Source organism: Pinirhizobacter soli, assembly GCF_015905305.1.
GTDB classification, from domain to species: Bacteria; Pseudomonadota; Gammaproteobacteria; order Xanthomonadales; family Rhodanobacteraceae; genus Pinirhizobacter; species Pinirhizobacter soli.
This window is the reverse complement of record NZ_JADZLQ010000003.1, coordinates 20,956-46,576: the sequence shown is the minus strand read 5'-3', so window position 1 is coordinate 46,576 and position 25,621 is coordinate 20,956. Positions and strand designations below refer to the sequence as shown.

Sequence of the window (25,621 nt, the reverse complement as noted above, 5' to 3'; positions counted from 1 at the left end):
TCTGTCGCATGGCTTCGCCTACATCGCTGGCATCGACACGGCTGTGCCATCCGACCACGTACTGGTGGCGACCAAATACACGGAGAGGGGCGGCAGTGTTGCGGCTTCAGCCTCGTGGCCTGGTGTCAGGAACCAGTAATTGCCGCCGATGACGGGCGAGCCGGGCAAATTTGCTCCCCAATTCTTGCCGTCCGCGAATGGCACATAGAACATGACGTGAGCCATGTTGTGACTGCCATAGGCCGACAGATAGGAATGCTTCGACATCATGTAGCACATGGCGCCCGCTTCCAGGGCTGGAATTTCCTTGGTGCGAAGGGCGGTCTTGATGCGATCCATGATCTGGGCATCGGTGTGCCCGGTAAGGGTCATCGCCGTTCGCATCGTAAGGAGCGGTGTGAATGAACGCACTGCCGGAGGGTTGTCGCATGCGGCTGCGCGAATTTTCGGGTTCCAGCGCTCGGGCCAGTCAGGCGCGCCGCCGATGCCGCGTCCCACATAGCAGACGAAACCGTTCGTTCCCTTGACCGCCGTTTCGTAGCCCGTGCGGGTCAAGACCAGGACGGTCGCGTCCTTGGCGATGGAATCCGGCGCCGCGCTTTTCGCCAGTGCGATCTCCTGGGTCCGGTCCATGAGATAGGCTTCCACCGGCGCCATGCGGGTAAGTTCATCCGCGTGTGCTGCGGCGCCGCACAACCCAGCCAGCGCCAGTGCGGTAACCGGCAATCTTCGGGCAAGGCACCCGGCTGAAAACTTCGTCACGGCATTCGTGAAAATCGAATCGGACATTGCGCTCCCCACCGTGTCTCATTCGTATGGCCTGTTGTACAGAAACAAGCCGTGTGGCGCCAGCGTGCGGCCACCTAAAAGGTGGTGGTGGCAGAAGCTGGGTGAGGCGCTGATGCTGCCGTTCGAGTCGCAGCTATGAGTCGGTTTCTTAAACGGATCAGGCGAATGAACGCCCCGACATTTACACCCTAGCTGATCTTCCGCCACTGGAATAACGGTCAACCAAGCTGCTCCATGTCGCCGAGTACGTCATTCGCCACCGTGGCTCGTCGCCCCGTCCCGTTTGAAAGAGTAAGGGTGGCGGGCGAGCCAGGGTCGAAAGTCCGCACAAGCACGGTCGGGCATACGCCCGCCTGATCGCCCGCCATAAGGCGGTAGAACCACGTGCCCCGCAGGCTGACTGCGGGACCCGGGGCTTGCAGCGGGCTTTCGACACCCGGTTACCAGGCTCTCCCGGCAACCCGCGCATGATCCCGATTTCCGTATGGGCACTCCATACGAATATTCTCAAAGTTGCTGTGAGCATCCCATCGAACGATCCTCAATCATGCGCGAACGCCATCCACGAGAAGCGAGCATGACTAGCAAGGTTCGGCGGCAAACTATTCACAAACCTTTGCTTTGCGGCACCGGCGGAGATGCGGCCGTGCAGTCGCCGGGCTCGACGACCTGACACGCTTTCCCGGTTATTTCATCGTAAACAACCATGAAAGGCCTGTTTGGTCTCTGCGTAAATCGCATCAACCAGGGGATGTTGTCCGCGCTGTCAGGCCGGGACGTCGCCCCATAGAGCATTACGCGCGGCACTTCCTTCGGTCCCGCGTCGCTCAAACGATAAGCGCTCATTGCGTTCAACCATGGCGGCGGCTCCGCCATCGCGGGTACGGCGAAAGTCATGACTAGCAGGCAAGCCATTCGGCGCTTGTCCAGGAAATACAGCATGCATGACTTGGGCACGAGCCTAGCGCTCCCTTGCTGCGGGCCCTCAAGGCCATGGCGCCGAGCTTATGCCGGGCACGTACTGCCGTCGAGGGTGAGCGCCTGGTCCAAGTTGGCGAAACTTACCGCTTAAGTCAATGACGCGTTGAGGCACCGCAATCACGTCAAGGTTGTCAGCGATTTGTGACAACGGAACCCAAGACTCGGGGCCGGAAGCATCGAGCGCATAAAGCCAGCGCCTTGCCTTGTCCGCCCAAGAGGTCATAGCGGACGCGATCCGAATTGCGTTATCACGAGCTCGGAGTAAGGACGCCTGCTCCCTGAGCCTCGTTTCGTGAGCGCGCTGTCCACTAGCAAGGCGGCCCGCCGCAACGATAGCAAGGACACTGAAAATCGCTTGACCAACCGACGCCATTGCGGAAACCCACGCCGCAGTGAGCTGGCCCTTCGTTATCTCGAGTATCGGATCCAGCAGCAACATGGTGGGCATTTTCCTATGAACCTATCTAGGAAAAAGCCAGAGGCTTTGGCGTTAACCCACCCTCAGTGCCATTTTGAAGTCGCCTAGAGCAAAAGGTAGCGTAAGGACGGCTGCCAACGCTGCGCACATTCTAATAGGCGATACTTCACTTTGCGCCTAATCCTTCCTCTAGATGCTGCTGAATCCTATTGGTTCCTGGGGGCTCATTCTGATAGCCAGGACGGCCACCTCACCGTGTCCCGATACAGCCACAGTGAGGCTGAAATTCTGCTTTGGAACATCCAGAAGTGGGTGGGTACTTACTTGATCTCGACAACGACCTTTCCCTTTGCGCGGCCTGTTTCGACGTAGGCCAAGGCCTGGTTGGTCTGGTCGAATGAGAAGACTTTGTCGATCACGGGACGGATGGCTCCGTTCTCAACGAGCTTGGTCAGTTCACGCAGTTGCTGTCCACTGGCTCGCATAAAAAGGAACGTATATTTCAGATCGCGGCGGATCGCCTCCTTCCTGACCTTGGCACTGAGCAGACGGACGATGAGGCGAACGAACCAAGGTGCTCTGATGCCTTTGGCGAACGTGGGATCCGGCGGGCCGGATATGGAGATGAGCATTCCGCCGGGCCGCAATACGCGCAGGGATTTCTCCAACGCCGCCGCATCCTGGCTATGCAGGACCACGTCGTAGTTTTGCAGCACTTTCTCGAAGTCGTCCTTCCTGTAGTCGATGACGACATCCGCACCGAGACCTTTCACCAAGTCGAGGTTGGCATGGCTCGTGGTGGTGGCTACCGTGGCCCCGAGATGCTTGGCCAACTGGATGGCAATGGTGCCGACGCCGCCGGAGCCAGCCTGGATGAGGACCTTTTGGCCCTTTCGCAAGCCGGCTCGTTCAACCAGAGCCTGCCATGCCGTCAAGCCGACCAGGGGGAGCGATGCCGCTTCTTCCATCGTGAGATTGGAGGGTTTCGGCGCGACGTCGTTTTCGTTCAAGGCGATGAACTGTGCGAACGTGCCGATATGATGGTCGGCCGCCCGCGCATAGACTTCATCACCGACTTTGAACTGCCGGACTTGCGAACCTGCGCGGGTTACGACACCGGCCACGTCGTGGCCCAAGATGACCGGCAAGCGATAGGGCAGGACGAGCTTGAACTCCCCGTTCCGGATTTTGGCGTCCAGAAGGTTCACACCTGCCGCATGGACCTCAACCAACACTTCATCCTCGCGCAGTTCTGGCTCGGGAAGTTCGCCTTCGCGCAGACTACCTTTTTTTCCATAGCGTTCGAGGATGAAGGCTTTCATCAGGCTTTGACTCCGTCCAGTTGCAGATCCTTTCGAAGCACCGTGTCCACCAGCCCCACCGGGGCAAATCGGCGGAGCCATTGCAGGCGCCTTGCAAGTCCGCCCGCGGGGTAACGAAGTTTCGGGCGAGCGGCGATAGCGGCCTTTAGCACCACCTCGGCCACGACCCGGGGGTCGGTGGCTGTTGTCATGACCTCTTGCACCCGCCTGCTCACTGCCTCGCGCACTTCGCGGTACACGTCGAGTTTGGAGTCGGGTTCGAGAAAATTCGCGTCGAATGGCGTCTTCGTGTAAGCCGGTTCGATGACCGAGACCCGGATGCCGTGCGTACGCAACTCGTGGTCAAGCGATTCGGAATATCCCTCGATCGCATGCTTCGTTGCAGCGTACAGCGCCCCGTACGGCATGGGCAGGAACCCGAGGACTGAACCCATGTTGAGGATGCGGCCGCTTCCCTGGCGCCGCATATGAGGCACGACGGCGCGCGTCACCCGGACCACCCCAAAGAAGTTGGTGTCGAAGATCGCTTGCGCCTGCTCGATGGAGCTTTCTTCTGCACCGCCCGGTGCCACCCCGAACCCAGCGTTATTGACGAGCAGGTCGATGCGGCCGACCTGCTGAATGACGTCTTTTACGAGTGCCTCAACCGATTCGTCCCGGTTGACGTCCAGGGACAGCATCTCAAACGGTCGCCTTCCTGCTGGGGCAGCGCGTCTGCTGGTGCCGAAAACCGTATAGCCAGCCTTGGTCAGCCGCTCCGCCGTGGCCTCGCCGATGCCTGAAGATGCCCCCGTGATCAGGGCGATACGGTTCTTGCTCATGGTTTCGAAGCTCCCAATGGGTGGCGCGTTACGGATAGTCACTATCGATTCGAAATCGACTATACTATCGATTCGAGAGTAAGTCACTATCAAAATGATATGAACTATAAAAATAGCTGTAACGAACCCTGTGCGATCGCGCGCAGCTTGGCGGTGGCGGGTGACGCCTGGAGCATCCTGGTCCTGCGGGACGCCCATGCCGGTCTCACGCGCTTTGACCAATTCCGAAAGAGCTTGGGTATCGCCCCGACCATACTTACCCGGCGGCTGGCTAGCCTGACCGAGGAGGGATTGTTGGAGAAAAACCGCTACTCAGAGCACCCGCCGCGTGAGGAATATCTGCTGACGCCTGCCGGCCGCGATTTCCTGCCGGTGCTCTTCATGATCGGCGCATGGGGACGCCAGTACCGTGGTGGCGGTGAGCTGACACGCTTCCTCGACGAGGAAACAGGTACGGAGATCAAACCCGTGGCCATCGATGAGGTCACTGGAGCAAAGATCGGGACGCGGCCGATACGCGTCGTTACACCGGATGAGAGCGCACCTTAGATTTGGGCTTGGGGTATTTCAAGGGAAAATAGTTACTTCCCAATCCCCTTCAAAATCCCTACATTGGTGCAATGCACGCACCACCAGCGACCGAAATTGCCACCCTCATCAGCACCGGCTTGGCGGTCGTCGACCCCAGCCTTACCGTCCGCTGGCTCAACCCCGCCATGGGCGAATGGCTAGGCGTAGGCACCCGTAGCGCCCAGGGCCAGAAATTCGACGCCCTCGTCCGCGAGCCGGCTCTGGCCCCACTGGCCGAACGAGCCCTCGCCGAACGCCAGGTCCTGCAACTGCGCGGCGCCCACGTCGTACTGGCCCGCGGCCGCCCCGTCACCGCCGACATCGCCCTTCAGCCCCTGGCAGACGGCGCCGTCCTGATCGAGGTCCATCCCCTGATCGGCGACATCGCTGAGCCCACGCCTCTATCAGCCACCCTGCGTGGCTTCGCCCATGAGGTAAAGAACCCCCTGGCAGGGTTGCGAGGCGCAGCGCAGCTTTTGCAGCGTCGCGTCGCCGAGGCAGACTTGAAGGACCTCGCTTCCCTGGTGATCGCCGAAGCCGACCGCCTATCAGCTCTGGCCGACCGCCTCCTTCGCCACGGCGGGGCGGCCCGCGTCGCACCGGTAAACATCCATGAACTGCTCGAGCGCCTCGAGGTGCTGGTGGCCTCCGAGCCGTCCGCACCACGCATCCGCCGCGACTACGATCCGAGCCTGCCCGATTCCTCCGGCGATTCGGACCGCCTGCTTCAGGTGTTATTGAACCTGGCGCGCAATGCAGTGGAAGCGGGTGCCACCACGCTTGTATTCCGTACACGCGTGGAGCACGGCGTGCGCCTGGGCGAGCCGCATGCGCGCAGTGCCTTGCGCATCGACGTGATCGACGACGGCCGCGGCGTGCCCGATGCGCTTCGCGACAACCTGTTCCAGCCGCTGGTATCCGGTCGCCCCGAAGGCACGGGCCTGGGCTTGGCGCTGTCGCGCGAGATCGCCCGCGAACACGGCGGCGAGTTGCGCTTTGTCAGTGAGCCAGGCGAAACCGTGTTTTCCCTTTTTCTTCCGATGGAGAAGCCGCATGGCTGATGTATGGATCGCCGATGACGACCGCGGCGTCCGTTTCGTGCTGGCCGAGGCCCTGCGCGATGCCGGCCATGCGGTGCGCGAGTTCGGGGATGCCAGCGCCTTGCGCGACGCACTCGCCGACGGCAAGCCCGCGCTCATCCTTACCGATGTACGCATGCCCGGCGAAGACGGTCTTAGCCTGCTGGCGGATCTTCACGCTCGCGCCGTGGCACCGGTGATCGTAATGAGCGCCTTTACCGATGTCGCCACCACCGCCGCGGCCTACCGCGCAGGTGCAGCCGATTACATCGCCAAGCCGTTCGACCTGGACCAGGCCGTGGAGGCAGTCGAGCGTGCCTTGGCTGCGGCCAGCCCAAGTGAAGCGGTGGCGCCCACGACCGTAGCGGCCCATGCGCTGCTGGGCGAGAGCGTAGCGATGCGCGAGGTGTTCCGCCTGATCGGCCGCATCGCCGCCAGCGACCTCAACGTGTTGATCACCGGCGAAACCGGTACTGGCAAGGAATTGGTGGCGCGTGCGCTGCACGATGAAAGCGCGCGCCGCAACAAGGCGTTCGTTGCGCTGAACACCGCGGCCATTCCTTCGGAGTTGCTTGAAAGCGAACTCTTCGGTCACGAGGCAGGCGCCTTCACCGGCGCGGCGCGGCGCCATAACGGCCGCTTCGAACAGGCCGAAGGCGGCACGCTGTTCCTGGACGAAATCGGCGACATGCCGCTGGCCCTGCAGACGCGCCTGCTGCGCGTGCTGGCGGGCGGCGAGTTCTATCGCGTGGGCGGCCGTGAACTGATCCGTGGCAATGTGCGCATCGTTGCGGCTACGCACCAGGACCTGGATGCTCGCGTAACCTCTGGGCATTTCCGCGCCGACCTCAAGCACCGCCTGGACGTGGTGCGCATCGAACTTCCCGCGCTGCGCCAGCGCCGTGCGGATATTCCCCTGCTGGCGAAGCATTTCCTCGGCACCGCGGCCAACGAGTTCAAGCTGCCGCCCAAGCGGCTGTCCCGCGCGGCGCAGAAGATCATGGAGCAGCGCGATTTCCCGGGTAACGTGCGGGAGCTTGAAAACCTCTGCCGCCGACTGGCCGTGGTGGCGCCGGGAAGCGAGATTCTTCCCGCGGACCTGGGCGCCGCCGGCGATCGCAATGCTTCGCCCAGCGATTGGACCGATGCCTTGCGCCGCTGGGCAGAGGCAGCGCTGCTTCATAACGAAACGGACATCCACGCCCGCGCCCGCGCCGCATTGGACAAGACACTGTTGCAGGCCGCCCTGGTAAGCAACGGCGGCCATCGCCAGCAGGCTGCGGCCTCGCTCGGCGTGGGCCGCAACACCCTCACCCGCAAACTCGGCGCGTCCCGTGCGCGCCGCCCGAAGGACGACGCATCATGAGCATTACCATCCGCCCCGCCACCCCTGCGGACATCGACCATCTGGTGAAGTGGAACGCCGCGATGGCCTGGGAGACCGAGCACAAGCACCTGGACGAAGCCGTGCTTCGTCGCGGCACCGAAGCCGTATTCGCCGACCCGCGTCGCGGCACCTACCTGGTGGCCGAACTCGATGGCGTCCCGGCTGGCAGCCTGCTGATCACTTACGAGTGGAGCGACTGGCGCAACGGCGACTTCTGGTGGGTACAGAGTGTTTATGTGGCGGAAGAGGCGCGGCGCCGCGGCGTATTTCGCGCTCTGTACCAGGCGGTCAAAGAGCGGGCGAAAGAAGCCGGCGCAGTCGGCACGCGCCTTTACGTTGAAACCGAGAACACCCGCGCCCAGTCCACCTACGCGAGCCTCGGCATGGCACGCTGCGACTACGCGATGCTGGAGCAAATCTTCAGCTAGAAATACTCGTCCATGCTGTCGTCGGCGGCGGCGAGTAGTTCGGCGAATTCGGCGGGGGGCATGGGCATGCCGTAGAGGAAGCCCTGCATGATGGGGCAGCCGGCGGCCAGCAGGTATTGGGCCTGGTCGGTGGTTTCCACGCCTTCGGCCACCACGCTCTTGTCCAGGCTGTGGGCCAGGGCGACGATGGCGCCGGTGATGGTGGTGCTCTGGTGGTCGGCGCCGATGTCGCGGATGAAGGCGCGATCGATCTTCAAGGTGTCGATGGGGAAGTGCTTCAGGTACGACAAACTGCAATAGCCGGTGCCGAAGTCGTCCAGTGACAGCTTCACGCCCAGCTTCTTGATCCGCTGCAGGAGGTCCGGCACGTGGCCGTGGCCGGACATCACCATGCGCTCGGTCAGTTCCAGTTCCAGCAGCGCCGGCGGCAGGCCGGTGTCGTCCAGCACGGATGTGAGGGTTTCGAAGAAGCGCGTGTGCTGGAACTGCACGGCCGACACGTTCACCGATATGGGCACGCGCTTGTACACCGCGCGCCATTTCTCCGCCTGCTCGCAGGCCCGGCGCAGCACCCATTCACCGATCATCACGATCAGCCCGGCTTCTTCGGCAATGGGGATGAATTCCTCGGGGGAATACACTTCCTCGCCGTCCACGATCCAGCGCAGCAAGGCCTCGGCGCCCACGATCCAGCCGGTGCGCACGTCCACCTTGGGCTGGTATTGCACCGATAGCTCATTGCGCACCAGCGCCTTGCGCAGCGCCACTTCGATCGCCGCATGCGCCGCGCCGCGGTGGCGCATGTTGGTGCTGAACATGCGATACCCGTTGCGGCCTTGCTGCTTGGCCTCGTACATCGCCGTGTCGGCGTTGTGGATCAGGTTTTCAGCGTCCGTGGCATCGTCCGGGCACAGGCTGATGCCGATGGAGAAGTTCACCGAGAGGTCTGCCGATTCGGTGGATACTGCCTCGTTCACGCGCTCAAGCAACCGCTCGGCCACGCCCACCGCGTGGGCGGCATTGTCCACGTGCGGCAGCATCACCACGAATTCGTCGCCGCCCAGCCGCGACACCATATCGTCGTCGCCGATCTCGCTGCGGATCAGTTGCGCCACGGCCTTGAGCAGGCGATCGCCGGCCTTGTGGCCCAGCACATCGTTGACCTGCTTGAAATGATCGATGTCGATGAACAGCGCCGCCACGCGCCGGTGCCTGGGCAGGGCGGCGGCGATGGCCTGCTCCATCCGTGCATGCAGCACGTTTCGGTTGGGCAGGCCCGTGAGCGTGTCGTGGCTGGCCAGGTGCGCCATCTTCATGGCCAGCGCGCGTGTTTCGCTCACATCGTGGAACACCAGCACGCCGCCGATCACGCGCCCGCTGTTGTCGTGGATGGGCGCGGCGGAATCCTCGATCGGGCTGTCGAAGCCGTTCAAGTGGATCAGCGCGGTGTCGCTGGCCAGCCCCACGATCACGTTGCCCTTGATCGCCGCCCGCAACGGATTGTCGGCAGCCTCGCCCGTGTCGACGTCGCGGATGCGGAATACGTCGTCCATCGGTTTGCCTAGCGCATCGGCATGGGTCCAGCCGGTCATGGCCTCGGCGATGGGGTTGAGCGAGGTGATGCGAAGCTCAAGATCGGTGGTGATCACGGCGTCGCCGATGGATTTGAGCGTTACCTGGGCCAGTTCGCGCTCGTGGAACAGCGCCGCTTCCGCCGCCTTGCGCTCGCTGATGTCCTGGATCTGCGAGACGAAATACATCGGGTCGCCCTCGACATCGCGCACCAGCGACACGCTCAGCATCGTGTGCACCGTGTGCCCATCGCGATGGAAGTAGCGTTTTTCCATCTGGTAGCTTTCGCGCTCGCCCGCAATGAGCTCACCCAGGAGTTGCAGGTCGGCGGCCAGGTCGTCCGGATGGGTGATCTCCTGGAAGGTCTTGGTCACCAGGATGGCGGCGGTGTGGCCGAGCATGCGGCCCAGCACGCCGTTCACCTGCATGAAGCCACCGTCCGGCCGCACCAGCGCCATGCCGATGGAGGCATGTTCGAAGGCCCCCTCGAAGCGCGACTGGCTTTCCTTCAACTGCAGTTCGAGCTCGTGGCGCTCGGTGATGTCCACCACCATCACGATCACCCCGCGCACGCTGCCGTCGGGGGCATGGTCGGGGGTGTAGCTGCCGCTGACGTAGCGCTCGTGGTCGTCGAAGGGGATGTAACGCTCGAAATGGGACTCCGTGCCGGCAAAGGCTTTGTCCATGTCTTCTTCGACCATGGCGTAGCGCTCGGCGCCCAGCACGTCGGCCACGGTGCGGCCGATCATGTCTTCAGGTTCGGCCACCATCCAGCGTTGGTACGACGGATTGGCGTACAGATAGCGGCGTTCGGGATCGAGATAGGCCACCAGGCCTGGCAGCACCGACAGCACCTGGGCCGTCAGGTCACTTGCGGTCCACGCGAGTTGGTCGTTCCCGTCCCGGGGTGGAAGCCGGCCCATGGTCTGTTTTTCACCTGCCCTTGAGGTATTTGCAGCGTAGCTGCTTTGGGCAGGCCCGGCTAATGGACGGACGCTGCCGGAACGGCCAGGCGCCGCCCCGGTGCAAGGAACAACGTGCCCAGGTCCGTGATGGTTTCGTCCGCGTTATAGCGGGCGTGCAGCGCCTGCAACATGGTTTCCATGGCGTCGCCGGCCAGCGGGAAGCCGTGGGCGAGGATCCTGGGTTCGGCCGAACCTTGTGTTTGCGCCACCGTCACTGCCACCACGCCCAGGCCCCGGGCCTGGTGGGCAAACAGCCTGGGTTTGCCGAAGGTGGGATTGGGATCGTTCACCGCTTCCATCGCGTAACCGACGGTGGGCGCCGTGCCCTCGAATCCGAAGGCGATGCCATGGGCATTGAGCACGGCTGAATATTGCCGAAGTTCAAAGAGGATGCCTGCCAGTTGATGGGCGGCATCGTCGTCGCCATGGCCGGCAGTTTCAGCAAACCAGGTGGCCAGGGGCGGCGCGGATACCCGTCCGGCCCCGTAGCGGAGGGGCAGGCCGCGCAGGGTGAGAGTGGATTCTTCTTTATAAGGAGTAAGCAGCGCCGCCTCGAGCAGGGTCCACAGCGGGGCCAGGTTGACGTGCTCGTATTGCACGCACGTCATGGCCATCACGTCGTTGCGGCTCAAGTACCGCGCGTGCTCGAAGCGCACGCCCAGGGTGCGCATGAGGAAATCGGACGTGCGCGCGCCGGCTTCACCGCGGCCCACCAGTTCGGTTTCGATCCGCGCGGCGAGGTCTTCGGCCAAGGCTTCGTCGGCCAGTAGTGTCCAGGGCAGCAGGCGCATCGGGCCGCCGGCATAGGTGGGGTCCGGGACCAGCGGTTGCGCCGGCATCTGGCCCTGGTTGCTGCCGAAGGCGACCACGGCGGCCTCGCCGGTGACACGAGGGATGCGCCGGGCGAGCTCATCGAGCGTGGCGTGCACGGGAAAGCCCGGGCGCAGCAACTCCACCGCATCGAACAACGCGCCGGCCACCGCCAGGCGCGAAGTTTCCACGCCCGGCAGCAGGTTTCGCAGGTCTTCGGCCACCAGGCCTGCCAGTTCCTGGGCTTCTTCACGGGTGAGCATCAGGCGCGACGGCGTCTCGCCCGGAGCCAGCTCCAGGGCCAGCACAGCCGGGCAGGCAACTACATCATTCACCGGAGGAATCCCAACGGAAGTAAACCGCGATTCTACCATTGGGCGTTTTAAGCCTTTCCCGCAGAGCTTGCCCGCGTTAGCCTTGGAATCCCCGTCGAACAGCTGTTCGACCCCAAGGTGGCCGGATCGTCTTGAGCATGGAAAAACCGCAAACGCGCGTGGGTGTCGTCGGTGGCGTCCGCATTCCCTTCTGTCGCAACAACACCGCCTACGCCGATGTCGGCAATTTCGGCATGTCCGTCAAGGTGTTGGGTGCCCTGGTCGAACGCTTCGGCCTGCATGGGGTGGAGCTGGGCGAAGTGGCGATGGGCGCGGTGATCCGCCATCCATCGGAATGGAACCTCGCCCGCGAGGCGCTGCTGTCATCGGGCTTGGCCCCGACCACACCGGGCATCACCACCGCCCGCGCCTGCGGCACCTCGCTCGACAACGCCATCATCGTTGCCAACAAGATCGCCACCGGGCAGATCCAGGCGGGTATCGCCGGCGGCTCGGACACCACCAGCGACGTACCCATCGTCTATGGCACCCGGCTGCGCAAGCGCCTGTTGTCGGTCAACCGCGCCAAGACCTTCAAGGAAAAATTCCGGGCGGCCACGCGTGGCTTCTCGCTGAAGGAACTGAAGCCCTCTTTCCCCGGCGTGGCCGAGCCGCGTACGGGCAAATCCATGGGCGACCATTGCGAGCTGATGGCCCGTGAATGGCACATCGAGCGCCAGGCGCAGGATCGTCTGGCCATGCAGAGCCATCAAAAGCTCGCCGCCGCCTACGATGCCGGCTTCTTCAACGACCTGCTGGTGCCCTTCCGCGGCTTGAAGCGCGATGGCTTCCTGCGGCCGGATACCTCGCTGGAGAAACTCGCCACGCTCAAGCCCGCCTTCGACAAGACCACGGGCCAGGGCACGCTTACCGCGGGCAACTCCACCGGGCTTTCCGACGGCGCCGCCGCGGTGCTGCTGGCCAGCGATGCGTGGGCGGCCGAGCGTGGCCTGAAAATCCAGGCCTACATCACCCATAGCGAAGTGGCGGCGGTTGATTTCGTCCATGGCGAAGGCCTGCTGATGGCGCCCACCGTGGCCGTGCCGCGCATGCTCGACCGCGCCGGCCTTACCCTGCAGGATTTCGACTTCTACGAAATCCACGAGGCCTTCGCCGCCCAGGTGCTGTGCACCTTGCGCGCGTGGGAATCGGAAGACTACTGCCAGCGCCGCCTGGGCCGCCCGGCCTTGGGTTCGATCGACCCAGCGAAGATGAACGTGAATGGCTCGAGCCTTGCCGCCGGCCATCCGTTCGCCGCCACCGGCGCGCGCATCGTGGCAACCCTGGCAAAGCTTCTGGAACAGAAGGGTTCGGGCCGTGGCCTGATCTCGATCTGCACGGCCGGCGGCATGGGCGTGACCGCCATCCTCGAACGTCCGTAAGCGGTGACTTCAACGGTACCGCGCTTGCGTTTTACCCTCGGCTTCAGCCTGCTGGTGCTGATGCTGGGGGTTACGGCTACCGCCTGGCTCACCGAGCTCACCTACGGACCACCCCAGGTGGAGCGGCGCCGCATGTCGTTGCGTTCACCCGTGGCGAGCCGCGCGGCCGTGCCGAAGCGCCTCTACCCCGTGCGGCGCACCATCGATCGCTAAAGAATGCCGGCGGATGGCGAGCCGAACGCAGTGAGCAGCCGCGTGTAGATCATCTTCAGCGACAGGTTCACTTCCGGGAAGTCGCCCACCGCGTGGTAGCACTGGAAGAACTGTGCATCGTTCGGCCGCTTGGGCATGCAGCCGGGGTTGAGGTCGTAGTTGGTGGTGTAGCGGAACGGCCAGAGGTCGAACAGGGGCAGTTTCTCCGATATATCCCCCAGCGCCTCGCTGATCTGCCCCAGCACCGGGATGGTGGGCTTGCGCGGCGCGACCACCCAGGCGTTCTCAGGCCGGGTGTCGCTCATGATCGATGCGCGCAGTGCATGGGCAAACGAGGGGTCGTACACCACCACGCCCGATTCGGTGTTGTAGTGGTCCGAGCGGGGATCGAAATTGTGCGTGCCGACCATGGCGAAGCTGTCGTCCACCACGATGGATTTGGCATGCAGGCCGATGCGCATGCCGGCGGTGCGTAGCGGCGCGGGACGGTTGCGGCGGCCGCGACCGTTGCGGCTGCCGAAGAAGCCCGGCTCCTCGCTGGGCGAGGCTCGCGGGCGATCCCCCGAGGCTGTGCGGAACACGTCGTAGCGGGGAGGTTGCGTTTGAGCGGGGTCAGAATATTCATCCTGACCCCCAACCGGTACCGCCGAACGCCCCTCTCCCTGCCCACCACTGGCCTGGCTCCCCGAGAACTGCCCTCCCAGCGGATGGCCGTCGTCGCCATCTTCCTGGCCGCCCACCTGCGGCTTCATCTCGTAGATCTCGAAGCCATACTTGGTGAAGTACGTCTTCCGGTGTTTGTACGAGATGGCATACACCGCGAACGCATCGGTGGAGGCCAGCGAATTGGTTGACACCACGACCCGGGGTGCGTCCTCGCGCTTGTGCAGTGCGCGGAAGAGCTTCTTGGCGCGGTCGCTCAACACAAGGTAAGGGGTTTGCAGCACCACCTCGCGGCGCGCGTTGCTGAGCATGCCCATGATGCGCCGGGTGAGTTCACGGTCGTCGCGCTCGGCCGGCTTCTCGGTTTTGCCGGGCAGGTCCGAGAGGTAGTCCACGCGGCCGACGGCGAGGGAATTGGCCACCAGGTGTTCCTGCATCCACCGCGGATCGCCGGCTTCGGCCAGGGCGTCGTTCACGCGGTCGGGCCGCGAGTACGCCGGTTCCACCCAGCGCGGCGCCTCGGGCCCGTCGCTGCGGATCTGCCGGTTCACGTCGCGTAGGTGGGTCAGCGGCACGCTGCGCTTGTGGTTCCAGAAGGTGTCGAAGCTTGCCGCCATGGTCCGCGCCACCGGTCCACCCACGATAACGTCGCGATCGCGGTAGTCGAATTCGTCGTTCCAGTCGAAGTAACGGTCTTCGTAGTTGCGTCCGCCGGTAATGCCGATGGCGTCATCCACCACCAGCAACTTGTTGTGCATGCGCTGGTTGAAGCGCAGGAAACAGCACACGATGCTGGCGGCGAACTCCAGCGGCGGCGTATGCGCCTTACGGAAGGTGGGGTTGTACAGGCGTATCTCGAAATTAGCGCGGGTGCGCGCCAGGGTGGCCAGCAGTTTTGCGTCGCCGAAGGCGAACAGCTGGTCGGCCAGGATGCGTACCTTCACGCCGCGCGCGGCGGCTTCCACCAGCTGGTCAAGGATCAGCTTGCCGGCGTCGTCCTGCTGCCAGATATAGGTCTGCACGTCGATGCTGTGGCGGGCGCCGCGAATCAGGTTCAGCCGGGCCACCATGGCCGATTCACCATCCTCGAGCAGGCCGATGGCGTGGTGGGGAGCGTCAGCGGTGGAGGACGCAAGCTCGGCGTTGGCCTGGTCCAGCAGGGCGGAGGGTGCCGCGCAGTTGTCCGGCTGGCTGCAGGTGGGCACCGGGTCCTGCGCCTGCATCACGATCGCATCGGCCTTGCGGATATTGGCGTGCGACAGCGTGCACCCCTGCACAAACGCAGCGGTGGCCAGCAGAAGGGCGAGAGCGATGCGGCGCATGGGCGCCATCATAGCCGGGCCGTATGCGCTTGCCGTGTCTACGGGCCGATGGTGATCGACAGGCCCAGTTCGACCTTGTCGGCCAGGGCGCCGCGGCGCCCGCGCATGTCGAAATCGGTGCGGTCGATCGTACCCAGGGCCTGCAGGGTGCAACCGTTCAGGTGGTTGGCCGTGCAGTCCGACCGCAGGATGGTGAAGTGCACCGGCTGGGTCACCCCGCGCATGGTCAGCCGGCCGTCGAGTTCATCGCCGTCGCCCAGGGCATCAAGGGGAATGCGGGCGGAGACGAAACCGATCGAGGGGTAGCGCGCGGCGTCGAAGAACTCAGGCGCCAGCACCCAGTTGCGAAAGCGGGCGGAGTCCATTTTCAGGCTCTGGGCATCGATGGTCGCCTGTACCACCGCACGGCCGTCGTCGGGGTCGATGTCGATGGTGCCGCGGATGCGCTCGAACACGCCGGTCACCTTCGATACCCACAGTAGCCGCACGCCGAACTCCGCGCGCGAGTGCGCGTCGTCGATGTGGAGCGGGCCTTCGATGGGAGCCGCGGACGCGACGCCGGAAAGCAGCAGGGCCGCGAGCGGCCCCGCGAGGTATTTCATGGCGACCAGAAGGCCTCCAGGGTGGCCGACCCCGGTTCCAGTGGGCCGGGGGCCACGCGCAGGCGGGCCAGGGCGCCGGGCGGCATGCCGCGGTAGTCTTCCGAACGGCCTTCCACCAGCAGCGCAACGAGTTGCTCGATGCCCGGGTTGTGGCCCACGACAACCAGGGTGGTGGCGTCCTGGTGCTGGTCGATCAGGGTGAACAGGGTGCCTGGGGTGGCGTCGTAGATCTCCGAGGCATCGGTGATAGCAAGGCCGGGCAGAGCCAGTTCGGCCGTCTGCTTGGTACGTCTGGCCGGGGAGCAAAGCACGCGGTCGATGCTGAGTTTGTGGTCGGCCAGCCATCGGCCCGTGGCGATGGCCTCGGCCTGGCCTCGTTCGGTGAGTCGTCGGTCGCGGTCGCTTTCGCCAGCGCAGAGCTCTTCGGCTTCCGCGTGGCGCAGGAGGATCAGTTCACGCATGGTGTTTTCCTTCTGGTTCGTCTTGCGTGGGAGCGTAGTGCCTTAACTGCTGCGCTTGATCCATCGCAACAGCTTGCTCCAGTCGTCCTGGTGGCCACGGACATTCTCGGAGTGGTAATCGAAGATGCCTTTGCCCAGCGCCGTAAGCAGCACGTAGGCCTGACTATCGCGCAGTTGCGCGACCACCGGGAAGGGGGATGCCTCGGCCAGCTGCACCATGGCGTCCTGGCTGGCGTTGGTCCATGGCTTCAGGCGGTTGCCCACCAGGGCCACCGGCAGCTTGCCACGACGTACGCGCGGTATACCGTGCAGCAGTTTGAGGAAATCGGTGGTGGCGTCCAGGTCGAAGCTCGACGGCAACACCGGCACCACCAGCACGTTGGCCTGCTCCAGGTAAGGCTCGAGTTCTTTCTCGGTGACACCGGCGGGCGTGTCGACGATGGCAACGTCTGTGTCTTCGGGGAGCTTGTCCAGCGCCCTGCGGCCGCCGTCCACCGCCAGCACGCCGGGGACGTTCTCCGGCCTTCGGGCGGCCCAGCGGTAACTGGATTGCTGCCGGTCGGCGTCGACGATGGCCACGCGCTTGTTGGCCTGCGCGTAGTGGGACGCCGCCTGGGTAACAACCGTGGTCTTGCCGCAACCGCCTTTACTGCTTGCTACCAGCATCGTCAGCATCGTCAGAGACCTTGCCTGGGAGGGTACCTCCAAGCCTACCGGGTTCGACGCGGCGCTAGAAGAATTTCCCCCTCGCACGGGGCATCGCCACGATGATCAGGGTGGCGATGGGGCCGAGGATCAGCGACAGCAGGAACCAGAGCACACCGCTGCGGTTCTTGCCCTGGGCCAGCCCTGCATTGATGAGGGCGAGGGTGCCCAAACCGACAAACCAGGGCGCTGGCGTCGACGTGAAGGCGGTAAAGGGTTCCATGGAACGCTCCTGTTCTGGGGCAGGATTCGTGGGGCAGGCGGCGGGCACGGATGGATGGAGGCGGCCCACATCGCCTGGAGCGAAACCCGATAGTAGCAAGGGTTTTCTTCACATATGCGATACCCCGCTGGGCCCACCGTTCAGAAATGACCCGTATCCTTGCGGTTTTGCCCCTGGAGTTGAGCCATGCGCGGACTGCGCCCCCTTGCCCTGGCCCTTGCCTTTGCCACCGCGGCGCTGCCCCTGGCCGCCACCGCGGCGAAGCCGCCTGCGCCGAAGGATCGCCAGGCCGCACTGCTTAAATTCCAGGAAGACCTGGCCAGCGTGCTGGCCCTGCGCACCGAGGCCCAGCCGCTGCTGGGCGCTGCCCTGCTGGCCCGGCCGCTGGTCCGGCCGCCTGAAACCCTGACCTATCACACCTTGCTGGAGCGGGCCGCCCGCGGTGATGGCGCAGGCCCCTCGGTGACCTGGGCCCAGCTGGCCGATTGCGATGGCAAGGCGGGCACCTGCCCGAATGCCGATGCCATGGCCAGCCTGAAGCAGCAGGCGCCGGACAACGCCGCGGTGTGGATGCTGGCGCTGGGCCGCGATCTTGCCGCCGCCAAGGATGCCGACGTTCGGGACGACCTCACCCGCGCTGCGCAGGCAAAAACCTACGACGACTACCTCGGCAGCAGCCTGCAGGCGCTGGCCCGTACGGTAAGCCAGCTGCCGCCGCCGCCGGAAACCTACGACCCGCTGTCCGCGGCCGGCAGTGCCGGCGTGCAGCTGACCATCGTCTATGGTCTGGGCGCCACCCAGCCGTTGCCGGCTTTCCCGGCCACGGCGCGATATTGCGAATCGCACAAGGACGACGAAGGCATCCGCAACGACTGCCTGGCCTTAAGCAAGGTACTGGAGTGGGGTTCGAGCCCGCTGGGGCGGTCGCTGGGCCTGCATCTGCGCGAGGTACTGTCGCCCGATGACGCCCAGCAGGTCGATGCCCGCCGGGCCAGGGTGAACCTGGTGTGGCAGATGCAGAACTTCGCCCAGCTCAATGTGCGGGCGCAGGGTGAGAAGCCGGTGGCGCAGAAGCTATTGATGCTGGCGCGCAATGGCGGCACCGAGATGAGCGTGATACTGGCCGCCCTCAACGCCTATGGCATTCCGGCCGAGGCGCCGGCGGGTTACCAGCCGGCGCGTCCGAAAAGCTGAAGGGTTAGTCCCCCAGCGCTTCGCGCATGAATTCCGGCTGGGCCAGCGCGCCCTTGTGGGTTTCGGCGTTGTAGTACTTCGTGGCGAAGTTCTTCGAGATCGCGCCGCGCTCGCGGAAACCGCCCAGGTCCGCGCCCTTGCGGGCCATGGTGCAGCTCCACCAGCCGGTGGGGTAGCACGGCTGCGGGAAGGGCAGGGTACGCACGGCGCCGAAGCCCGAGGTGCGCATGGCCGAGCGCATGGCCTTGATCAGCTCGATATGCGCCAACGGCGATTCGGACTGCTGGACCAGGATGCCGCCGTGGCGCAGCGCCTTGTAGCAGGTCGTATAGAAGGACGCGTTGAACAGGCCCTCGGCCGGGCCGACAGGGTCGGTGGAGTCAACGATGATCAGGTCGAGCGATTCAGGCTCGGCCTCGGCCATGTACTTGATGCCGTCGATGAACAGGAGCTGCGCGCGCGGGTCGTTGTTGCTGTCGCACAACTCCGGGAAATATTCCTCGGCCAGGCGGGTGACGCGCTCGTCGATCTCTACCTGTACCGCCGATTCCACTTCCTCGTGCTTGAGCACTTCACGCAGGGTGCCGCAGTCGCCACCACCGATGATCACCACGCGCTTGGCGCGGGCGTGGGTGAATAGCGCCGGGTGGGTCATCATTTCGTGGTACAGGAAGTTGTCGCGGCTGGTGAGCATCACGCAGCCATCGATCACCATCAGGTTGCCCCAGTCGGTGGTCTGGTAGATCTCGATCGTCTGGAAGGGCGTCTTTTCTGCATGAAGCAGGCGCTCGACACGAAAACCGATGGAGGAACCGGAGGCCTGGTGGGCTTCGGTGAACCAGCTGAGCTGCGACATGACGCGATCCCGGGGCAGGAGGGGGAAAACGCCCATTGTAGCGGCTAATGAAGCCCCTGCTGCCTGTCGAAATCGGCTTAACCAGGCCAGTAGTCCCATTCCGTTGTCATCCTGCGTCGTTACAATAGGCGGCCCGGGCCTGCAGCCTGGGTGCATCCTGGACGGCCCCGCGGCGTGCGAGGCTCCCGGTCGCCAGGCATGTTTCGTCTAGGCTCGCCGCTGCGACGCTATAAATTTCCGGCCCAAGGCACGCCGGGAATCCGATAACGACGAGGAGAGAGGGCCGATGGCTACTTCCTGGGACATCGACCGCGCGCGGCAGACCTACGCCGTGCCGTACTGGAGCGACGGCTACGTCGACGTAGACCGTGCCGGGCACCTGGTCATGCAGCCGCATGGTCCCGGCGGCCCGAAGCTGGACCTGCCGGCCATCGTGGACGCCGCGCGCGCCCAAGGCCTGCGCCTGCCGCTGTTGATCCGCTTCCCGGACATCCTGGCCGATCGCCTGGCCCGCCTGCAGGCGGCTTTCGGCAAGGCCATCGCCAGCACGAACTATCCAGCCGCCTATACGGCCGTCTACCCGATCAAGGTGAACCAGCAGCGCGGCGTGGTGAGCGAGCTGGTGGCCGCGGGCGAACACGGCTTCGGCCTGGAGGCCGGTTCCAAGCCTGAGCTGATGGCGGTGCTTGCGATGGCACGCCCGGGGAGCCTGGTGGTCTGCAACGGCTACAAGGACCGCGAATACATCCGCCTGGCCCTGATCGGCCGCAAACTTGGGCTTTCCATCCATATCGTGATCGAGAAGCTTTCCGAGCTCGAGCACGTGCTGGCGGAGTCGAAGTCCCTGGGCGTGGAGCCCCTCCTGGGCGTGCGCGTGCGCCTGGCCTCGATCGGGGCCGGCAAATGGCAGAACACCGGTGGCGACAAGGGCAAGTTCGGGCTTTCGCCCGGCCAGGTGCTGGAGCTGATCGAACGCCTGGACGCCGAAGGCCTCACCCATACCCTGCGGCTGCAGCATTTCCACATGGGCTCGCAGATCTCCAACGTGCGTGACATCTCCGCCGGCATGCGCGAGGCAGTGCGTTACTTCGTGGAGCTGCGCGCGGCCGGCGCGCCGATCGACATCGTCGACGTGGGTGGCGGCCTGGGCGTGGACTACGACGGCACGCGTTCGCGCAGCTACAACTCGATGAACTACAACATCGAGCAATACGCCGACAGCATCGTCACCCCGCTGGCCGAAGCCGTGGAGCGCCTGGGGCTGCCCGCGCCGCGCATCGTTACCGAAAGTGGCCGCGCCATGACGGCGCATCACGCGGTGATGGTGGTGAACGTCACTGAAGTTGAAGCCGTGCCGACGGGCATGGTGGCCGACCCTCGCGAGGGTGAGCCGGCGGTGCTGCGCCACCTGCGTGAAACCTGGGCCGAGCTCGGCCAGCGCCCGCCGCTGGAATTGTTCCACGAAGCCCAGCATCACCACGCCGAAGGCCTTTCGCTGTATGCCGAAGGCCACCTGGGCCTACGCGACCGCGCGCAGCTGGACGACATGTATTACGCCATCGCCAGCGCCGTGCGTCCGCGCCTGCTGCCCACCGAGCGTGCGCACCGCCAGGCGCTGGACGAACTGGACGAAAAACTCGTCGACAAGTACTTCGTGAATTTCTCGGTGTTTGAATCCATTCCCGACGTCTGGGCGATCGACCAGATATTCCCCATCGTGCCGCTGGCGCGCCTGGATGAAGAACCCACGCGCCGCGGCGTGATCGCCGACCTCACCTGCGATTCGGACGGCCGCATCGACAACTACGTCGATGCCGAGGGCGTGGATGTGAGCCTTCCGCTGCACAGCCTGCGCGATGGCGAATCGTATTGCCTGGGCATCTTCATGGTGGGCGCGTACCAGGAAACCTTAGGGGACATCCACAACCTGTTCGGCGATACCGATGCCGTGAACGTGCGCGCCGGCGCCGACGGCTTCGAATTCGCCCACGTGCGCCATGGCGACACCACCGACCTGATGCTCGACTACGTCGGCTACGACCTGTCGGCATTGCGCCAGGCCTATCGCGACCGCCTGGCCGCCGCCGGGGTCACCGATCCTGGCCTTTTCGACGAACTCAACGCCGGCCTTACCGGTTACACCTATCTTGCCGAGGACATCCGCTCATGACCCTGCGTGCTTCTTTCATCGGCCTGGGCGCCATGGGCGCGTCGATGGCGCGTCACCTGCACGGCAAGGGCCTGCTGGTGGCAGTGGGAAACCGTACGCAGCAAAAGGCCTACGACCTCGCCGGCGAACTTGGCGTGGACGCGCCGTCGATCGAGGCCATCGCCTCCATGAGCGACGTGGTAGCGCTGTGCGTCACGGCCGACCAGGACGTGCTGGACAACGTCGCGGCGCTGCTGCCGCACCTGCGCGAAGGATCGGTGGTGGTCGACCACTCCACCGTCGCGCCCGCCACCGCGCAGCGCGCGGCACAGATGCTGGCGGAAAAAGGCATTGCCTTCCTGGATGCGCCGGTATCCGGCGGCGTGGAAGGCGCGCGCAACGGCAAGTTGTCCGTGATGGTCGGCGGCGACGCGGCGGCACTGGAAAAAGCACGGCCGGTGCTCGAAGCGTATGCGGCGAAGGTGACCCACATGGGCGGCGTCGGTGCCGGTCAGTCGACCAAGGCGGTGAACCAGGTGATCGTGGCCGGCATCGCGCAGGCCGTGACCGAAGGGCTGGCGCTGGGCGAAGCACTGGGACTGGACGCGGAAGCTTTATTGCCCACGCTCGGTGCCGGCGCGGCCGGCAACTGGTTCCTCGAGAAGCGCGGCGCCACCATGCTGCGCAACGAGTTCTCCGTCGGCTTCAAGCTGGCCCTGTTGCACAAGGATCTTGGCATCGTGCGCGGCGTGGCGGTAGACGCGGGCACCGATCGTTCCATCATCGAGAAGTCGCTTGCCGACTTCGCCCAGTTGATGAGCGAAGGTTACGGCGACGACGATATTTCCGGGCTGATCCGGATCAAGCGGGGCGAACGCAAGGCCTGAAGCCTTAGCTGCCTTCCTTCAGGGCGATGGCATTGATGCCCGCCTGCTGCAGACGCTGCTTGGTCGATTCCAGTTCCGTGGCGGACTTGAACGGCCCCAGGCGCACGCGGTTGTAGTTCTGCCCGCCCACCTTCACCGTCTGCACGTTGGCGACGAAACCCTGCAGGGCGAGCTTGGCTTTGAGCGATTCCGCATCGCTTGCGCTGGGGAACGCACCCACCTGCAGCAGGTAACCGCCGCTGGAAGATGTCGGCGGCGGAGCCGGGGCAGCCGGCACGGCGGCGACGGTTTCCGTCTTCACGGCAGGCAGGTTGGCAGGCGGCGGCGGGGCGGTGCCCGCCTGTTGCTGGGCCGCGGCCGCCTTCTGCTGGGCCTGCTGCTGCGCGGCCGCCTGCTGGCGGGCCTTGGCTTCGGCCTGGGCCTGCGCGCTGATCTCCGCATCGGGAATACGTACTTCTTTTTCCGATAGCACGGAATAGAAGTCGTAGGTGGGCTTCTTCGGCTTGTCCGCTTCCGGTGCGGATTCGGCCACGCCAGGATCGGAGGCCCTCTGCGCCGTAGCCTGCGGGTTGGGCGCGGGGCCGTTGGGCCGCTGCAGTGGCAGGAAAGAGCCCTTCAGCACCACGGCCATCAGCACGGCACCGGCCAGGATGCCGATGATCGCCCAGCCCCAGCCGGGCATGCCGCCGCTGCTGTTGCGTACGGCCTGCTTGCCGCGGCCCTTGGTCTTGCGTGCTGCCATTACATTTTCTCCGGTGCGCTGATGCCCAGCAGGTCAAGCCCGTTGCGAAGGACCTGCCGCGTGGCCAGCGCCAGCGTAACGCGGGCGTTGCGAAGGCCCGTGTCGTCAACGATCCACTTGTGCTCGTGATAATAGCTGTGCAGCGCGCCGGCGAGCTCGCGCAAATATTGCGCAACTAGGTGCGGTTCAAGATTCGTGGCTGCGGTTTCCACCACCTCGGGGTAGCGGGCCAGTTCCACCATCACGGCGGTTTCGTGTTCGCTTTGGAGCTCGCCGAACGCCGCCATGCCGGCTTCGCGGTCATAGGTGAAGCCGCGTTCGCCCAGTTCTTCCAGGACGCGGCACACCCGGGCGTGCGCGTACTGGATGTAATACACCGGGTTGTCGTTGCTCTGCGAACGCGCAAGGTCGATGTCGAACACCAGCTGGGAGTCCGATTTCCGCGCGATCAGGAAATAACGCGTGGCGTCGCGCCCCGCCTCGTCGATCAGGTCGCGCAAGGTAAGGTAGGAACCGGCGCGCTTGGAGATCTTCACCTCCTCGCCGCCGCGCATCACCGTGATCATCTGGTACAGCACGTAGTGCGGGTAATCCTTGGGGATGCCCTGGTCCAGCGCCTGCAGGCCGGCCTTCACGCGCATCAGGGTGCCGTGGTGGTCCGAGCCGAGCACGGTCACCGCGTCCTGGTAGCCGCGCTGCCACTTGCTCAGGTGGTACGCCACGTCCGGCACGAAATAGGTATAGGTGCCGTCGGACTTGCGCATCACGCGGTCCTTGTCGTCACCGTAGTCGGTGCTGCGCAGCCAAAGGGCGCCGCCTTCTTCGTAGGTATGGCCGTGCTTGACCAGCTCGCGGACGGTTTCTTCCACCTTGCCGCCGGAGTAGAGCGACGATTCCAGGAAGTACACGTCCATTTCGACGCCGAAGGCTGCAAGATCCAGATCTTGCTCGTGGCGCAGGGCGGCCACCGCGAACTCGCGGATAGCATCGAGGTTCTCCACGTCCTTCGCGCCGGTGACGGTGCGGCCGTCGGCCTGAACCGATTCGCCGGACAGGTAGGCCCGGGCGACGTCGGCGATGTAGTCACCGCGGTAGCCGGCTTCCGGCCAGCCGTCGGCGCCCGGCTCGATGCCCCGGGCTCGCGCCTGTACGGAAATGGCCAGGTTTTGGATCTGCACGCCGGCATCGTTGTAGTAGAACTCGCGGCGCACGTCGTGGCCGGTGGCGCCGAGCAGGCGCGCCAGGCAGTCGCCCAGCACGGCGTTGCGGCCGTGGCCTACATGCAAAGGGCCGGTGGGATTGGCCGAGACGTACTCCACGCCCACCATCCGGCCCTGGCCTGTGGTGTTGCGGCCAAAATCATTGCCCTGGGTAAAAACCTCCGAAAGGAGGTTCTTGTAGGCATCCCGGCCCAGGAAAAAGTTGATGAAGCCGGGCCCGGCGATCTCCACGCGGTCGATCAACCCGCCTTTGGGCAGGGCGGCAACCAGCGTCTCGGCCACCTCGCGCGGCTTCCGGCCTGCTGCTTTTGTAAGCAACATGGCCACATTGGTCGCAAAATCACCATGCTCCCGGCTTCGGGTGCGCTCGACCACGAAGGCTGGCACGGTGGCGTCGGCGGGCAGGAAGCCTGCCGAAGTCAGGCTGTCGATGGCCTTGAGCACGAGGTTCCGAAGCTGGTCTTTCACGGCGGGCGCTGGTAGCTGGGGGAACCGGCAATCCTAGCAGACCGTGTCGCCAAAGCCCGGCCACGAAAGCCTTTTTCGAAACGGCTCCTGCCTGTGGATAACTCTGTGGGCAAGAAACGCGCCGGATGTCATGTCTTGCCGCAGCGCCGCAAGGAAATGCGAACGTCACACAACCGGTCGTGAAAAATCAATAAGTTGCAAGCTTATGATGTGGCCTGGCTCGAAATAAGTCCGCCAACCTCGGGAAATCGACTTTGTGCATAACTTGCAAAAGGGCATTCGCCACGGGGTAGAAAGCCCGCCGTCATGGCGATGTCATCGGTTGCCCGCACAATTGCTTTGTCCGACGCACCTCCCCTGCCAAGGACACCGCCGACTCATCGGATTCTCCCCTCACGATGACGGCACCCACGGCGCGGTGCGGCAACCGCGCCGTTTTTTTGGACCGGGCCTAGACCAGGCCGCGCTGGGCCATCGACACCGGCTCGCCGTCACCGATTACCAGGTGATCGAGGACCCTAACCTCCACCAGTTCCAGGGCCCGGCTCAATGCCCGGGTGATGGCCACGTCCGCCTGGCTGGGGTCGGCCACGCCCGACGGGTGGTTATGGGCAAGAATCACCGCCGAGGCGTTATGCGCCAGGCACGCCCGGACCACTTCGCGGGGGTAGACCGAGGCGGCATCCACGGTGCCACGGAACAGTTCCTCGAAGGCCAGCACGCGGTGGCGACTGTCCAGGAACAGGCAGGCAAACACTTCGTAGGGCAGGTGGACCAGCCGCGACTTCAGGAAGATGGCGCTGGCTTTCGGGTCCCGCAGCGGCGTTCGGTCCATCACGCCTCCATCAATTACCCGCCGGGCGATCAAAAAACGGCTAGTCGATGGGGTGGCCCTACACAACCCAATGTGATCTGATGATGATCGTTGGTTTTTTGCAGCGCGCGGAGTGAAGCCCCTGCGATAGCCGCGATGGAAAGACGGCGACGCATCCGTCGACTTCCCGCGTAGGTAGTCATA

The 25,621-nt window shown here is 64.6% G+C and carries 22 protein-coding genes and 1 pseudogene; 9 read left to right on the top strand and 14 right to left on the bottom strand.

Annotated elements, in window-relative coordinates; genetic code table 11:
* Positions 1 to 18: 18 nt before the first annotated feature.
* The 3 genes from NDK18_RS13680 to NDK18_RS13670 form a co-directional block, all read right to left on the bottom strand.
* Entirely contained in the window at positions 19 to 789 is a 771-nt protein-coding gene (locus NDK18_RS13680) for a hypothetical protein (RefSeq protein ID WP_250625959.1), read from the bottom strand.
* Positions 790 to 2,508: 1,719 nt separating this feature from the next.
* Positions 2,509 to 3,510, bottom strand: a complete 1,002-nt coding sequence (locus NDK18_RS13675) for an NADP-dependent oxidoreductase (protein ID WP_250625958.1) — start codon at positions 3,508 to 3,510, stop codon at positions 2,509 to 2,511.
* A complete protein-coding gene (locus NDK18_RS13670; protein ID WP_250625957.1) occupies positions 3,510 to 4,331 on the bottom strand; it encodes an oxidoreductase in 822 nt (273 codons plus the stop codon). The genes NDK18_RS13675 and NDK18_RS13670 overlap by 1 nt, the downstream gene beginning before the upstream one ends.
* A 99-nt stretch (positions 4,332 to 4,430) precedes the next feature.
* Between NDK18_RS13670 and NDK18_RS13665 the strand changes: the two genes are divergently transcribed.
* The 4 genes from NDK18_RS13665 (at position 4,431) to NDK18_RS13650 (ending at position 7,795) form a co-directional block, all read left to right on the top strand.
* On the top strand, positions 4,431 to 4,880 hold the full coding sequence (locus NDK18_RS13665) for a winged helix-turn-helix transcriptional regulator (protein WP_250625956.1): 450 nt from the start codon (positions 4,431 to 4,433) through the stop codon (positions 4,878 to 4,880).
* A 71-nt stretch (positions 4,881 to 4,951) separates the two neighbouring features.
* Entirely contained in the window at positions 4,952 to 5,962 is a 1,011-nt protein-coding gene (locus NDK18_RS13660; protein WP_250628061.1) for a two-component system sensor histidine kinase NtrB, read from the top strand.
* A complete protein-coding gene (ntrC, locus tag NDK18_RS13655) occupies positions 5,955 to 7,346 on the top strand; it encodes a nitrogen regulation protein NR(I) (protein WP_250628060.1) in 1,392 nt (463 codons plus the stop codon). Before NDK18_RS13660 ends, ntrC begins: the two co-directional genes overlap by 8 nt.
* The gene (locus NDK18_RS13650) at positions 7,343 to 7,795 is read left to right on the top strand and encodes a GNAT family N-acetyltransferase (RefSeq protein ID WP_250628059.1); all 453 of its coding nucleotides are present in this window, start codon (positions 7,343 to 7,345) and stop codon (positions 7,793 to 7,795) included. The genes ntrC and NDK18_RS13650 overlap by 4 nt, the downstream gene beginning before the upstream one ends.
* On the opposite strand, the gene NDK18_RS13645 is transcribed toward NDK18_RS13650, so the two are convergent.
* Both NDK18_RS13645 and NDK18_RS13640 read right to left on the bottom strand, forming a co-directional pair.
* Positions 7,792 to 10,290, bottom strand: coding sequence for a sensor domain-containing protein (locus tag NDK18_RS13645; protein WP_250628058.1), 2,499 nt, complete (start codon positions 10,288 to 10,290; stop codon positions 7,792 to 7,794). The two genes, NDK18_RS13650 and NDK18_RS13645, sit on opposite strands and share 4 nt — an antisense overlap.
* 59 nt (positions 10,291 to 10,349) lie before the next feature.
* Positions 10,350 to 11,477: a hypothetical protein gene (locus tag NDK18_RS13640; protein WP_250628057.1), complete on the bottom strand. Its 1,128-nt coding sequence runs from the start codon at positions 11,475 to 11,477 to the stop codon at positions 10,350 to 10,352.
* A gap of 137 nt (positions 11,478 to 11,614) precedes the next feature.
* Here NDK18_RS13640 and NDK18_RS13635 point away from each other — a divergent pair, with 137 nt between their 5' ends.
* Positions 11,615 to 12,898: an acetyl-CoA C-acetyltransferase gene (locus NDK18_RS13635; RefSeq protein ID WP_250625950.1), complete on the top strand. Its 1,284-nt coding sequence runs from the start codon at positions 11,615 to 11,617 to the stop codon at positions 12,896 to 12,898.
* Positions 12,899 to 12,922: 24 nt separating this feature from the next.
* Complete coding sequence (locus tag NDK18_RS13630) at positions 12,923 to 13,111, top strand: hypothetical protein (protein ID WP_250625949.1); 189 nt, start codon at positions 12,923 to 12,925, stop codon at positions 13,109 to 13,111.
* Here the strand turns inward: NDK18_RS13630 and NDK18_RS13625 are convergent.
* The 5 genes from NDK18_RS13625 to NDK18_RS13605 are packed head-to-tail and all read right to left on the bottom strand — an operon-like array spanning position 13,108 to position 17,087.
* Positions 13,108 to 15,096, bottom strand: coding sequence for a phospholipase D family protein (locus NDK18_RS13625; RefSeq protein WP_425502756.1), 1,989 nt, complete (start codon positions 15,094 to 15,096; stop codon positions 13,108 to 13,110). The genes NDK18_RS13630 and NDK18_RS13625 overlap by 4 nt on opposite strands.
* A 38-nt stretch (positions 15,097 to 15,134) precedes the next feature.
* The gene (locus NDK18_RS13620; protein WP_250625948.1) at positions 15,135 to 15,698 is read right to left on the bottom strand and encodes a YceI family protein; all 564 of its coding nucleotides are present in this window, start codon (positions 15,696 to 15,698) and stop codon (positions 15,135 to 15,137) included.
* A complete protein-coding gene (locus tag NDK18_RS13615) occupies positions 15,695 to 16,159 on the bottom strand; it encodes a SixA phosphatase family protein (RefSeq protein WP_250625947.1) in 465 nt (154 codons plus the stop codon). The genes NDK18_RS13620 and NDK18_RS13615 overlap by 4 nt, the downstream gene beginning before the upstream one ends.
* A 42-nt stretch (positions 16,160 to 16,201) precedes the next feature.
* Positions 16,202 to 16,834: a ParA family protein gene (locus NDK18_RS13610; protein WP_250625946.1), complete on the bottom strand. Its 633-nt coding sequence runs from the start codon at positions 16,832 to 16,834 to the stop codon at positions 16,202 to 16,204.
* Positions 16,835 to 16,889: 55 nt separating this feature from the next.
* Positions 16,890 to 17,087 (bottom strand): antitermination protein NusB, encoded by a 198-nt coding sequence (locus NDK18_RS13605; RefSeq protein WP_250625945.1) that lies wholly within the window; start codon positions 17,085 to 17,087, stop codon positions 16,890 to 16,892.
* A gap of 186 nt (positions 17,088 to 17,273) precedes the next feature.
* Between NDK18_RS13605 and NDK18_RS13600 the strand changes: the two genes are divergently transcribed.
* Entirely contained in the window at positions 17,274 to 18,281 is a 1,008-nt protein-coding gene (locus tag NDK18_RS13600) for a hypothetical protein (RefSeq protein WP_250625944.1), read from the top strand.
* A 4-nt stretch (positions 18,282 to 18,285) separates the two neighbouring features.
* Here NDK18_RS13600 and speE read toward each other — a convergent pair whose 3' ends face one another.
* A complete protein-coding gene (gene speE, locus NDK18_RS13595; RefSeq protein ID WP_250625943.1) occupies positions 18,286 to 19,137 on the bottom strand; it encodes a polyamine aminopropyltransferase in 852 nt (283 codons plus the stop codon).
* A gap of 286 nt (positions 19,138 to 19,423) precedes the next feature.
* On the opposite strand from speE, the gene speA reads away from it, so the two are divergent.
* Both speA and NDK18_RS13585 read left to right on the top strand, forming a co-directional pair.
* Positions 19,424 to 21,307, top strand: coding sequence for a biosynthetic arginine decarboxylase (speA, locus tag NDK18_RS13590; RefSeq protein ID WP_250628056.1), 1,884 nt, complete (start codon positions 19,424 to 19,426; stop codon positions 21,305 to 21,307).
* Positions 21,304 to 22,173 carry an NAD(P)-dependent oxidoreductase gene (locus NDK18_RS13585; RefSeq protein WP_250628055.1) on the top strand — a complete coding sequence of 290 codons (870 nt, stop codon included), beginning with the start codon at positions 21,304 to 21,306 and terminating at the stop codon, positions 22,171 to 22,173. Before speA ends, NDK18_RS13585 begins: the two co-directional genes overlap by 4 nt.
* Before the next feature lie 4 nt (positions 22,174 to 22,177).
* Here the strand turns inward: NDK18_RS13585 and NDK18_RS13580 are convergent, their stop codons facing one another.
* The 3 genes and pseudogenes from NDK18_RS13580 to radC form a co-directional block, all read right to left on the bottom strand.
* Entirely contained in the window at positions 22,178 to 22,915 is a 738-nt protein-coding gene (locus tag NDK18_RS13580; RefSeq protein ID WP_250625940.1) for an SPOR domain-containing protein, read from the bottom strand.
* Positions 22,915 to 24,603: an arginine--tRNA ligase gene (gene argS / locus NDK18_RS13575; RefSeq protein WP_250628054.1), complete on the bottom strand. Its 1,689-nt coding sequence runs from the start codon at positions 24,601 to 24,603 to the stop codon at positions 22,915 to 22,917. Before argS ends, NDK18_RS13580 begins: the two co-directional genes overlap by 1 nt.
* 451 nt (positions 24,604 to 25,054) lie before the next feature.
* Positions 25,055 to 25,468 (bottom strand): annotated as a pseudogene (gene radC / locus NDK18_RS13570) (RadC family protein); the annotation flags it as partial.
* Positions 25,469 to 25,621 lie beyond the last annotated feature (153 nt).